Genomic DNA, 11,386 nt, shown 5'->3' on the forward strand with positions numbered 1-11,386 from the left:
GGCGGCGTGACCACTCCCGACCCCATCGCCTACCTGGACCTCGTGGCCGACACGGGCCGCGACTACAAGCGGCGCCTGCTGGACGCCCTCGACCTCCGCCCCGGGCACACCGCCCTCGACGTCGGCTGCGGCCCCGGCGCGGACCTGCCGTCACTGGCCGACCGGGCGGGCGCCGTCATCGGCGTCGACCTCGACCCGGCGATGGTCGCCGAGGCCCGCCGCCGCACCGCGGGCACGGCGGTCGAGGTGGTCGAGGGCGACGCCCAGGCGCTCCCGCTCGCCGACTCGTCGGTGGACCGGGCCCGCGTGGACCGCGTCCTGCACCAGGTCGACTCGCCGGCCCGGGTGCTGGCCGAACTGGAGCGGGTGCTGCGCCCCGGCGGCCTGGCGGTCCTGGCCCAACCCGACTGGGAGACCCTGGCCGTGGACCCCGGGCCGGTGGCGGTGAACCTGGCGTTCAACCGGTTCGTGTGCGACCGCGTGGTGCGGCACCCCTCGGTCGGCCGCAGACTGGCCCGGTTGGCCCGGGAGGCGGGGCTGACCCCGGTCTCGGTGGAGGCCGAGGCGCCCGTGCTGCGGGACTTCGCGGTGGCCGACGAGGTGCTGGGGCTGACGCGCAACGCCCACCGCGCCGCGCGGGCGGGCCGGTTGAGCCGCGCCGCGGCCGAGGAGTGGCTGGCCGACCTCGCGGCGGGGCCGTTCCTGGCCACCTTCACGCTGTTCAGCGTGGTGGTCAGCGCGGGGTGAGCGGGGTGCGACCGCTGCGCACCCACTTGAGCACCGCGGGCCACGACCCGTAGCCCGCGTCCACGTTGAGGTGACCGCCGCCGACCACGACGTCCAGGTCCACCCGCAGCGCCTCGGCCAGCTCCTTGGCCTTCGCCAGGGAGCAGTACGGGTCGCCCTCGCCCGCCACGACCCGCGTGGACACCGCCGCCCGCCGCACGGTGGTCGGGTCCAGCACCGGGTGCAGGAACTCGCGGATGAGGGGTTCGCCGTCGAAGTCCGGGGCGGGCGGGGCGACCAGGAGCACCCGGTCGACCCGCGACGCCTCGTCGAACTCGCCCGCCGCGTGGTGCAGCCACAACAGGCAGGCCAGCGAGTGCGCGACCACCACCCGCTCGTGCGCGGAGGACGCCGGCACGGCGGCGAGGTGGCCGCGCAGCTCGTCGAGCCACACGTCCAGCCTCGGCTCGTCCGGCGCGGTGAACTCCGGCACGTCCACCGACCCGCCGTGGCGGGCCAGCTCGCCCGCCAGCCAGTTCTGCCAGTGCCCGGGTCCGGAGCCGCCCAGGCCGGGCAGGATCAGCGCGTGGGGCAGGGACAACTCAGGCCGACTTCTCGCGGCGCTCCCGGCGCGACGGCTGCCGGGCCACGATGGTCGGGTTGACGTTCTCCTTCACGGTCTGCTCGGTGATGACGACCTTGGCGACGTCCGTGCGGCTCGGGATGTCGTACATCACCGGCAGCAGGACCTCTTCCATGATCGCCCGCAGGCCGCGGGCGCCGGTGCCGCGCAGGATCGCCTGGTCGGCGACGGCCTCCATGGCGGTCCGGGTGAACTCCAGCTCCACGCCGTCCATCTCGAAGAGCTTCTGGTACTGCTTGACCAGCGCGTTCTTCGGCTCGGTGAGGATGCGGACCAGGGACTCCTTGTCCAGGTTCGTCACGCTGGCGACCATCGGCAACCGGCCGATGAACTCCGGGATGAGCCCGAACTTGATCAGATCCTCGGGCATCGACTCGGCGAAGTAGTCCGCCGCGTCGACCTCGGCCTTGGTGCGCACCTCGGCGCCGAAGCCGAGCCCGCGCTTGCCGATCCGGTCCTGGATGATCTTCTCCAGGCCCGCGAACGCCCCCGCCACGATGAACAGCACGTTCGTGGTGTCGATCTGGATGAACTCCTGGTGCGGGTGCTTGCGCCCGCCCTGGGGCGGCACCGACGCGGTGGTGCCCTCCAGGATCTTCAGCAGCGCCTGCTGGACGCCCTCGCCCGACACGTCGCGCGTGATCGACGGGTTTTCACTCTTCCGAGCGATCTTGTCGACCTCGTCGATGTAGATGATGCCGGTCTCGGCGCGCTTGACGTCGTAATCCGCCGCCTGGATGAGCTTGAGCAGGATGTTCTCGACGTCCTCGCCCACGTAGCCCGCCTCGGTCAGCGCCGTGGCGTCCGCGATGGCGAACGGCACGTTGAGCATCTTGGCGAGCGTCTGGGCCAGGTAGGTCTTGCCGCACCCCGTCGGGCCGAGCATGAGGATGTTCGACTTGGCCAGCTCAACGCCGTCGTCGCGCCCCTCGCGCCCGCGGTCGCCCGCCTGGATGCGCTTGTAGTGGTTGTACACCGCCACCGAGAGCGTGCGCTTGGCCTCGCTCTGCCCGATCACGTACTGGTCGAGGAACTCGTGGATCTCGGCGGGCTTGGGCAGCTCGTCGAGCTTGACGTCGCCGGCCTCCGCGAGTTCTTCTTCGATGATCTCGTTGCAGAGGTCGATGCACTCATCGCAGATGTAGACACCCGGTCCGGCGATGAGTTTTTTCACCTGCTTCTGGCTCTTGCCGCAGAAAGAGCACTTCAGCAGGTCGCCGCCGTCACCGATACGTGCCATGACCGCTGACCTCTGTCCCCTCCGGCGCGCCACCTGATCGGGTGCGCCTGACTGCTGGTGTGACGATTCCGCTGGGTGCGGGACCGCCCGTTCCCCTCGACGGTACCCGTCCCACCCGCCTGTGCGGGAGGACCAGCGTGCCCCCGTCGCGCCGAACCGACCAGGACCCCTGGTCAGCTCGGCGTGTCGGGGGTCACGCGGCTACTTCGAGGCCGAGAGCTTCCGGTACGGCAGGACGCTGTCCACGATGCCGTAGTCCTTGGCCTCCTCGGCCGTGAGGATCTTGTCGCGCTCGATGTCCAGGCGCACCTGCTCCGGCGAGCGGCTGGTGTGCCTGGCCAGCGTGGTCTCCATCAGGCGACGGACGCGCTGGATCTCGTTCGACTGGATCTCCAGGTCGGAGACCTGGCCGTAGACGCCCTCGGTCGCCGGCTGGTGGATCAGGATCCGGGAGTTGGGCAGCGCGTGCCGCTTGCCCGGGGTGCCCGCCGCGAGCAGGACCGCCGCCGCCGAGGCCGCCTGGCCCAGGCAGTAGGTCTGGATGTCCGGGCGGACGAACTGCATGGTGTCGTAGATGGCCATCAGCGAGGTGAACGAGCCACCCGGCGAGTTGATGTACATCAGGATGTCGCGGTCGGGGTCCTCCGACTCCAGCACGAGCAGCTGGGCCATCACGTCGTTGGCCGACGCGTCGTCCACCTGCACGCCGAGGAAGATGATGCGCTCCTCGAACAGCTTGTTGTACGGGTTGGACTCCTTGATGCCGTAGCTGGTGCGCTCGACGAACGACGGGAGCACGTACCGGGACTGCGGCGCGTGGAACTGGCTCACTTCGGTGTCTCCTGATGCTCGCGGTCAGTTGGTCGAGGCCTGGCTGGCCCGGCTGATCACCTTGTCCACGAAGCCGTACTCCAGGGCTTCCTGGGCGGTGAACCAGCGGTCGCGGTCCGAGTCCGCGACGATGCGCTCGACGGGCTGACCGGTGTGCTCCGCGATCAGCTCGGCCATCTCGTGCTTGGTCCGGACGAGCATGTCCGCCTGGATCGCGATGTCGGCCGCCGTGCCACCGACACCGGCCGAGGGCTGGTGCATGAGGATGCGCGCGTGCGGGAGGGCGTGCCGCTTGCCCCGCGCGCCCGCGGAGAGCAGGAACTGGCCCATCGAGGCGGCGAGGCCCATCGCGTAAGTCGCCACGTCGGGCTCGATGAGCTGCATCGTGTCGTAGATCGCCATGCCCGCGGTCACCGAGCCGCCGGGCGAGTTGATGTAGAAGGTGATGTCCTTCTCCGGGTCCTCCGCGGCCAGGAGGAGGAGCTGGGCCACGATCTGGTTGGCGATGCCCTCTTCGACCTGCGTGCCCAGCACGATGATCCGCTCGCGGAGCAGGCGCTCGTAGACCGAGTCGTTGAGGTTCATCCCCGAGGCCGCTCGCATCACAGGGGCCGGGAGAGAGTGCTGCGTCACGTCTGCCTGCCTATCTTTGCCGACTAGCTGTGCCGAAAAGAGTCTCGTGTCAACGACCTTAACGAAGGCGGGCGGCGTCGACTTCCCGACACCGCCCGCGTTCGCTCAGGGCTTCACTCCGCGTTCGCGGGCTCCTCAGTGGACTTCTCCTCGCCCTTGGCCTCGGCCCGGGGCTCGCCGAACAGCTCGTCGAGGTCCAGGGCGTTGCCGGAGGAGTCGGTCACGGTGGCCTGGCGCACGACCGAGGCCAGCGCCTTGCCCCGGCGCACGTCGGCGAAGATCGCGCCGAGCTGGCCCGACTGCTGGGCGCGCTTGACGTACTCGTCGGGGCTGATGCCGAACCGCTGGGCCTGGTAGATGATCCGCTCGGTCAGCTCCTGGTCGGTCACGCTGAGCTGCTCGGCGTCGGCGATGGCGTCCAGCACGAGCTGGGTCTTGACCGCCTGCTCGGAGGCCTCGCGCACCTCGGTGTCGAACTGCTCGCGGGTCTGGCCCTGCTCCTCCAGCCACTGGGCGAAGCGCGCCTCGTCGTGGTCGAGGGCGTGGACCGCGTCGTGCTCGCGGGCCTCGATCTCGCTCTTCACGACGGCCTCGGGCAGCGGCACCTCGACGCTGGCCAGCAGCGCCTCCAGCACCTTGTCGCGGGCCTGGACGCCCTGCTGCATCTTCTTCACGCGGCCCAGGCGGGTGCGCAGGTCGTCCTTGAGCTCGTCCAGGGTGTCGAACTCGCTGGCGAGCTGGGCGAACTCGTCGTCCAGCTCGGGGAGCTGGCGCTCCTTGACGGAGTTCAGCGTGACGGCCACCTCGGCCTCGCGGCCGGAGTGCTCGCCGGCCACCAGGGTGGTGGTGAAGGTCTTGGTCTCGCCCTCGGAGGCGCCGACCAGGGCCTCGTCGATGCCCTCGACGAGCTGGCCGGAGCCGATCTCGTAGGACAGGCCGGAGGTCTTGGCCTCCTCGACCTCCTCGCCGTCCACGGTCGCCGACAGGTCGACCACGACGAAGTCGCCGGTCTCGGCCGGGCGCTTGACGCCGGTCAGCGTGGCGAAGCGGGCGCGCAGGTCGTCCAGCTGGGTGTCCACGTCCTCGTCGGTGACCTCCTGGTCGTCGACGGTGACGGACAGCTCGCCGAAGGCGGGGACCGTGATCTCCGGGCGGACGTCGACCTCGGCGGTGAACGCGAGCGACTCGCCGTCCTCGATCTTGGTCACCTCGAAGTCCGGGCGGCCCAGGGTGCGGATCTCACCGCTGGTGACGGCCTCCAGGTACTTGGCCGGGATGGCCTCCTGGACGACCTCGTCCAGGACGGGCGCGCGGCCGATGCGGCTCTCCAGCACGCGGGCCGGGGCCTTGCCGGGGCGGAAGCCGGGGATGCGGACCTGCTTGGCCAGCTTGCGGTAGGCGCGGTCGAAGTCCGACTTGAGCTCGTCGAACGGCACCTCGACGTTGATCCGGACCCGCGTCGGGCTCAGGTGCTCGACGGTGCTCTTCAACGTGGTCTCCTCGTAACGGGACGTGCGGGCACCCCGGGACGCGGTTGACCGCGCCGGGATTCCGCTTGAGTCTAGGCGGTCGGTGGTCGCGGGGGCGCTACCACCCCGGATCCGGGGTCCGCAACCGGGCGGCGCGGCCGGGCGACGGCGGTCGGGCGCGCATTGTCGGGGCATTAAAAGCCGGGTCGGGATCGAATTGCGGTGATCGTCCCGTGATTCGCCGGCGCGGCGCGCTCCGGGCCCTTCGCCCGCCCCGCCCGCCGGGTCCCGCGGGGCGCGCCCGCGGGTCGGCGCGGAACCCCCCGGGGTCGAATCACCACGCTGGCTCCAAATTCCCGGGACGGGCACCGCCCACCAGGCGCGGGACCTCCAGGACACGCCGCGTCGCCGCCCGGACGGGAGGCCCCGGGCGTCTCAACAGAGAGCCGCACGGCCCCGCCCCCTACCCCGATCGGGTGTAAAGAGACCCCGCCGATTAGACCGTTCGAGTGACCTCGGGAGCCATCCGCCCAGGAAGGCGCGTCAGGACGTGACAGGAGGCGCAAGTTCGCCGTGTAACACGGATGACGCAACAGCGAGGTACCTACTGCTACCAGGGGTGAGGGACGTTCGTCGCAAGGGGTGAAGCAGGGCCGTTCGGAGTAGTGGGCGATGGAAAACTTTCACTTGTCGAGATGACTCCACTCGCCGTAGTCCATTAGTGTGGGTTTCAGGTACCGTGGCGCCCGGACCCGCACGTGGGAAGGAATGTTTCCAGGGTTGTCGGAACGTTCTCAGGGGTCAGCAGCGGACGTGCCGACAACAGGGACCGACAGAAACGAGCGAGACAATGTCATCGAGCTCTTTAACCACCTACCAGACAAGGTGCCGATGACCCGATGAGATCCATTCCGCCGCTGCCGAACATCAGCCCAGGACCACCTTCGGACGCAGACCGTCACCTCGGTGTCGGACAGATTCCGGGCACCCCACCCGCACCCCGGGTGAGACCCCTGGCGGTAGCACGGCGATGTTGATCACCCTCCGGCCGCGTGGGCCGGAAGGTGCAGCCAGATCAGCCATCGCCACGAAACCGGGGATCACGGTGCCGTCCCGCACCGGTCTACCGGGGACCACTTTCACGCACCGTTGGGGAGCTCCATGGAGACGCGTCAGCTGTTGGCGTTCACAACTGTGGTTCAGACGGGCAGCTTCACCAAGGCAGCCGCTACCCTGAATTGCTCGCAGCCAACCATAACGACCCGGATCAAGGCACTCGAAGAGACCCTCGGCGTGCCGCTCTTCCGGCGACTCCCGCGTGGCATACAAATGACCTCCGCGGGTGTCGAGCTACTGCCGTTCGCACGGAACATCATCACTCTCACCGACAAAGCCAGGAAAGCGATCACGATGAACGGCGAGCCGCACGGCAAGCTGGTCATCGGCAGCGCACAGAGTCTGACCGACTACCGTCTGCTACCACTGATCGAGTACATGTGCTGGCGGTACCCGAGCGTCCAGATCTCCCTCCACTCCCGGAACACCCAGGCCAACCTGGCCTCGGTGCGCGAGGGCCGGCTGGACTGCACGTTCTTCATCGGTTCCATCGAGCCCCGCGAGGGGTTGGAGACGACCGTGCTGTGCCCCGAGCCGCTGGTCATGGTGGCCGGTCCCACCCACGCCCTCACCCGGCGTTCGGTGATCACCGAGGACGAGCTGCGCGGGAGCACGCTCATCCGCGCCGAGAACGGCGCGAGCTACTACGAGCAGTTCGAGCAGGCGCTCGGGTTGCAGGACAACGAGTCGAGGTCGCCGGTGCTGGCGCTCGACTCGATCGACGCCGCGAAACGAGCGGTCGCCTCGGGCCTGGGCATCTCGCTGGTCCCCGAGGTGACGGTCGCCGCGGAACTCGCCGACGGCAGGCTGTGCAGGTTGCCGTGGGTGCCGCCGTTCCGGGTCTACACCCAGTTCGCCTGGCGGCAGGACAACTCCACCAACCCGTCCGTCACGGCGCTCGTGTCGGCCGCGGCGCAGGTGGTGAGCGAACAGGTCGCGGCGCCGGCCTGACCCTGGGGAGTGGTTGAGCCGTTCTTGAGCACCCGGGCGCGGGTGTGCTCAAGAACGGCGGCTACGTTTCGCGGGCCGCCCGAGGGGTAGGCCCGACGCATGACCGTCAAGGGCAGTGACCTGCGCGAGCTGCTGGCCTCCAGCGTCCCGGACCCCACCCTGGTCCTCCTGGAAGGCCGCCTCCACATAGTCCAAGTCGACGACCTGGACACCGACGCCTACCGCGGCGCGCTGCTGCTGGTGTCCCGGCAGGAGCTCCTGTCCCGGGGCGTCGGCGAGGACTCCCCCGACGAGGTGCTGGAGCAGCAGGCGGCCGCGGTCTCGACGGCCGTGGCCCAGATGGGCGGCTAACCCTCGTCCCGCCCGGTCTCCTGCTCGTGATCGGAGTCCTCGGTCTCGACCCCGAAGCCCTCGGCCTGCTCGGGTGCGCCCGGTCCGGGGTCGGCGGCGGCGATGCGGGGCTCGCCGAACTCGGGGTGGGGCTCGAACGGTGAAGTGGTCATGGGCCGGGGCTACCCGGAAGTGCCCTGGCCAACCCGATCGGGCCGGCCAGGGCGACCGTCGGGGCGACAGGATTTGAACCTGCGACCCCCCGCTCCCAAAGCGGGTGCGCTACCAAGCTGCGCCACGCCCCGGTCCACCCAAGCCTATCGCGACCGGCTAAGCTAACCCCGCGCCCACCCCGGTGAGCGCGTGCGGGTGTAGCTCAATGGTAGAGCCCCAGCCTTCCAAGCTGGTCATGCGGGTTCGATTCCCGTCACCCGCTCTCCACTCTTCTTCCTGGTAGAAAGCTTGCAGACCGTCCCTTGTGGGCGGTCTTTCACTTTCTGCGGATCTTCCGTGCCCCTCGCGTGCCCCTTGACCATGGCCTCGATACCCGCCGCGATCGTCCGACCCCGCTCCTCCCTCGCGTGGAGGTAGATCAGGGCCGCCCGAGTCGAACTGTGCCCCATTCGGTCCATCAGCTCCCGAAGCGTCGCCCCGGTCTCCGCCGCCAAGGTGTTGCCGGTGTGCCGCAGGTCGTGCAGGTGGACGTCCGGCATCCCCGCCGCTTTCCGGGCGGCGTCCCAGATGTGCCAGAAGTTGCTCCGCTTGGGTCGACCGCCCTTCGGCCCGAGGAACACCCAGGCGTCCGGATCGTCGTCGACGAACCGGCTGAGGTGCCCCTCGATCTCCTCCGCCAGGAACGGCGGCAGGGTGACCGGCCGCTTGCTCCTGGCCTTCGGGTCGTCCTCGAACAGCTCCCCCGAGTCCGGCTGCACCGTCTGCCGCTCGACCCTCACCACGCAGAACGCCTGTTCACCCTCGTGAACAACCGAGAAGTCGCGCCGCCTCAGGCCGACCATCTCCGCGAACCGCAGACTGCCGAACGTCGCCAGCAGCACCACCAGGCGGTACCGCTCCTCAATGGCATCAGCCGCCGCGAACACCTGGGGCAGACTCGCCGTGGGCCGCTCCGGGCTCTCCTCCTTGCCACCACCCTTGATCGTGCACGGGTTGTGCTTGAGGAGGCGTTCCTCGGGAGCCGACGCCGTGTTGAGCACCGCCCGCAGGAACCGGTACGCCTTGGCCACGGTCACCTCCCCCGTGCCCTCCTCCAGCAGCTCCTTCCGCCACCGTCGAACCCGCGACGGGGTGAGGTCGGAGAGCATCACGTCACCGAGCTTCGGCCCCACGTGGTTGCGGAGCAGCCCGTCGTACAGCTCGACCGTCCGCACGGCCAGGTCCCGCTCCTTGATCCACGCCTCGGCGTAGACCCGCAGCTTGATCTTGCCCGCGTCGGGGTTGGTCCAGTCGTTCCGGAGGATGTCCGTCTCCACCACCGACAGCCACTGCTCGGCGTCCTTCTCCCGCTCGAACGTGTGAGGCGCGGCGTGCTGCCTGCCGTCCGGCCCCTGGTACCGCGCCTGGAACCGCCCCGAGGGCAGCTGACGAACCCTCCCGAACCTCCTCCGCTTCCTGCTCACGACGCCCTCCGCAGGTGTTGCCGAACGGCTGCGGGGTCGAACGCCTCGACCCGACCGGCCTCGATGAAGGCGTCGAGGTCCGCCCGCTTGAACCTGATCAACCGCCCGAGCCGGTGGAACGGGATGCGCCGCTCCGCGACCAACCGGCGGACGAACCGCTCCGTGGTGCTCATGTACTCGGCCGCTTCGGGCACGCTGAAGTGCTCTTTCTCGTGCATCGGTGATCCCCCGATCAAGCCGCGTCCGGTGTTGCCGAACCGGCGGACGCCAGCAGCGCCGCCGTGTACTCCGCTTTCCACCTGCGCCGCTCCGCGACGGCCCGCAGGAGGAGGTGAGGTCGTGGGGGCACGTTCGGATCACCGGGCTGAACGTTGTTCCAGACGACCCGGACGGGCCGCTCCTCCTGCTCGATCCCGACGTCGGCCAGCAGCTGCCGAACGAACTTCACCCGGTCGTGCTTGTGGTCGGCGAGCGACTTGCCGGACCACTTCCGCGACACCAGCACCCGCCGCCCGGCGACGCCGAGGGTAGAGCGCTTGTGCGCCTTGCCCTTGCACTTGCCCGGTTCCATCGACAGACGAGCACCGCGCGGCTGGACGCCGTAGAGCAGCCACACCGGGCACTGCGGTGAGCACGGGGTGACGGCCAGCTCCGCGCACAGCCGTTCCGCGTGCTGCTCCTGGCGGGTGGTCTTCGCCTCGAAGCACTCCCCGATGCTCTTGGTGAGGTACTTCGTCAGGTAGCCGATGTGGCGTCCGGCCTCTTTGGTGCCGCCGAGGATGCCTTTCGCGTGGACCTGGACGCCGAACCGGGCGACGTGCGCGGGCGCTTCCACCTGGTCGAGAGCCTGCTCCCAGGTGGGCAGCGGTTCACGGGTGACAGGGTCGACGAACCCCTTGGCCCGCGTGTCCCACACCGGCCGGTGGTCGCCGCTGTACTTGATCTCGTCGTGGGCGGGCCACCACACCTGGTGGTACGTGGCTTCAGCGACCGCCCGTAGCTCCGTCCGCGAGACCGAACCGCGAATCGCGGCGTGCCAGTGCGGCGCCAGGCGACGCTGGGGTTCGACGGTGGAGAAGTACTGCACGTCCCAGCCGACGCAGCGGCGCAGGTTCTGCACGAACCGGTCCAGCAGGGCCGCGAAGTGCATCGCGTCCCGGGCCGCCCGCCGGTAGTCGTACGTCGCCGGATCGACCGGGGTTCCGTCGCTCCGCACCTTGCCGTAGCTGTCCAGGGTCAGCGTCAGGAACGTCGAGGGCTGATACTTGCCGCCGAAGACGCGTCCGACCGTGCGCTTGCTGACCGGACGTCGAGGCAGGTTCGGAGCGTCCTGCCGCCGCCTGGTCGACCGTTTCCGCGCGGCCCGAGGCCGAGCCTCCAGGGCTGGGAGCGTGCCGCGGACTCCGAGCTGTCGCAGCTCTGCATCAACCCCGGCGACTTCCTCACGCACCTCCTCCGCCCCGATCTCGTCACCCTCCTCAACGGCCTGCCGATAGGTCTTGACCAGGTCGGCCCGGTAGGCGGTCAGCGCCCGCTGGTCGTCGCTCGGGGCATTGGGCGTGAAGTCGGGTTCTTCGGTCAGGTGCCAGCCCTCGCGGCACTGGGCCATGCGCAGTCGCCGGTTCTTCTCCGCGCACGTCGGGCACACACTGGCCACGGTCGAGTCGCACGGCACCGGGACGATCTCCACGCGCCCGGTGTCCAGGTCGATCCGCTCCTTGGCCAGCGGCCGGACGCACACGCCGTGCTCCTCCGCCACCGCCCGCGCCACGTCCAACGCCGCCGGCTGCTTCATCCGGTCAGCGCGGGT

Annotated in this window: 12 protein-coding genes, 2 tRNA genes and 1 pseudogene; 5 read left to right on the forward strand and 10 right to left on the reverse strand. The window is 69.7% G+C overall.

Features of this window, described 5'->3' with window-relative positions; genetic code table 11:
• The first annotated feature begins 6 nt into the window (after positions 1–6).
• Positions 7–747, forward strand: a complete 741-nt coding sequence (locus ACFV4N_RS04695) for a methyltransferase domain-containing protein (RefSeq protein WP_499671130.1) — start codon at positions 7–9, stop codon at positions 745–747.
• Here ACFV4N_RS04695 and ACFV4N_RS04700 read toward each other — a convergent pair.
• From ACFV4N_RS04700 to tig, 5 genes are all read right to left on the reverse strand, one after another.
• Complete coding sequence (locus tag ACFV4N_RS04700) at positions 734–1,327, reverse strand: RBBP9/YdeN family alpha/beta hydrolase (RefSeq protein ID WP_499671131.1); 594 nt, start codon at positions 1,325–1,327, stop codon at positions 734–736. The two genes, ACFV4N_RS04695 and ACFV4N_RS04700, sit on opposite strands and share 14 nt — an antisense overlap.
• Before the next feature lies 1 nt (position 1,328).
• Positions 1,329–2,609 carry an ATP-dependent Clp protease ATP-binding subunit ClpX gene (gene clpX, locus ACFV4N_RS04705; RefSeq protein WP_499671132.1) on the reverse strand — a complete coding sequence of 427 codons (1,281 nt, stop codon included), beginning with the start codon at positions 2,607–2,609 and terminating at the stop codon, positions 1,329–1,331.
• Between the two features lie 201 nt (positions 2,610–2,810).
• On the reverse strand, positions 2,811–3,440 hold the full coding sequence (locus tag ACFV4N_RS04710) for an ATP-dependent Clp protease proteolytic subunit (protein WP_033427645.1): 630 nt from the start codon (positions 3,438–3,440) through the stop codon (positions 2,811–2,813).
• A gap of 24 nt (positions 3,441–3,464) precedes the next feature.
• Positions 3,465–4,073: an ATP-dependent Clp protease proteolytic subunit gene (locus ACFV4N_RS04715; protein ID WP_499671133.1), complete on the reverse strand. Its 609-nt coding sequence runs from the start codon at positions 4,071–4,073 to the stop codon at positions 3,465–3,467.
• A gap of 113 nt (positions 4,074–4,186) precedes the next feature.
• Positions 4,187–5,563 (reverse strand): trigger factor, encoded by a 1,377-nt coding sequence (gene tig / locus ACFV4N_RS04720; protein WP_499671134.1) that lies wholly within the window; start codon positions 5,561–5,563, stop codon positions 4,187–4,189.
• A 1,140-nt stretch (positions 5,564–6,703) separates the two neighbouring features.
• Between tig and ACFV4N_RS04725 the strand changes: the two are divergent.
• The 3 genes and pseudogenes from ACFV4N_RS04725 to ACFV4N_RS04735 all read left to right on the forward strand — a co-directional run.
• Positions 6,704–6,874, forward strand: a pseudogene (locus ACFV4N_RS04725) (LysR family transcriptional regulator); the annotation flags it as partial.
• Positions 6,875–6,952: 78 nt separating this feature from the next.
• Entirely contained in the window at positions 6,953–7,609 is a 657-nt protein-coding gene (locus tag ACFV4N_RS04730) for a substrate-binding domain-containing protein (RefSeq protein WP_499671172.1), read from the forward strand.
• Between the two features lie 99 nt (positions 7,610–7,708).
• The gene (locus tag ACFV4N_RS04735) at positions 7,709–7,960 is read left to right on the forward strand and encodes a hypothetical protein (protein WP_499671135.1); all 252 of its coding nucleotides are present in this window, start codon (positions 7,709–7,711) and stop codon (positions 7,958–7,960) included.
• Here ACFV4N_RS04735 and ACFV4N_RS04740 read toward each other — a convergent pair.
• The gene (locus tag ACFV4N_RS04740) at positions 7,957–8,112 is read right to left on the reverse strand and encodes a hypothetical protein (RefSeq protein WP_499671136.1); all 156 of its coding nucleotides are present in this window, start codon (positions 8,110–8,112) and stop codon (positions 7,957–7,959) included. The genes ACFV4N_RS04735 and ACFV4N_RS04740 overlap by 4 nt on opposite strands.
• A 58-nt stretch (positions 8,113–8,170) precedes the next feature.
• Positions 8,171–8,244, reverse strand: a tRNA-Pro gene (locus ACFV4N_RS04745).
• A gap of 60 nt (positions 8,245–8,304) precedes the next feature.
• Between ACFV4N_RS04745 and ACFV4N_RS04750 the strand changes: the two genes are divergently transcribed.
• Positions 8,305–8,375: transfer RNA gene (locus tag ACFV4N_RS04750), tRNA-Gly, on the forward strand.
• Here the strand turns inward: ACFV4N_RS04750 and ACFV4N_RS04755 are convergent.
• Genes ACFV4N_RS04755 through ACFV4N_RS04765 form a run of 3 tightly spaced genes read right to left on the reverse strand, consistent with a single transcriptional unit; the run spans position 8,347 to position 11,371 of the window.
• Positions 8,347–9,576: a tyrosine-type recombinase/integrase gene (locus ACFV4N_RS04755; protein WP_499671137.1), complete on the reverse strand. Its 1,230-nt coding sequence runs from the start codon at positions 9,574–9,576 to the stop codon at positions 8,347–8,349. The two genes, ACFV4N_RS04750 and ACFV4N_RS04755, sit on opposite strands and share 29 nt — an antisense overlap.
• Complete coding sequence (locus tag ACFV4N_RS04760) at positions 9,573–9,794, reverse strand: helix-turn-helix domain-containing protein (protein WP_499671138.1); 222 nt, start codon at positions 9,792–9,794, stop codon at positions 9,573–9,575. The genes ACFV4N_RS04755 and ACFV4N_RS04760 overlap by 4 nt, the downstream gene beginning before the upstream one ends.
• Before the next feature lie 14 nt (positions 9,795–9,808).
• Positions 9,809–11,371 carry a replication initiator gene (locus tag ACFV4N_RS04765; RefSeq protein WP_499671173.1) on the reverse strand — a complete coding sequence of 521 codons (1,563 nt, stop codon included), beginning with the start codon at positions 11,369–11,371 and terminating at the stop codon, positions 9,809–9,811.
• Between the last annotated feature and the right edge of the window lie 15 nt (positions 11,372–11,386).

It is taken from the genome of Actinosynnema sp. NPDC059797, from assembly GCF_042732085.1.
In the GTDB taxonomy this organism is placed as follows: domain Bacteria; phylum Actinomycetota; class Actinomycetes; order Mycobacteriales; family Pseudonocardiaceae; genus Actinosynnema.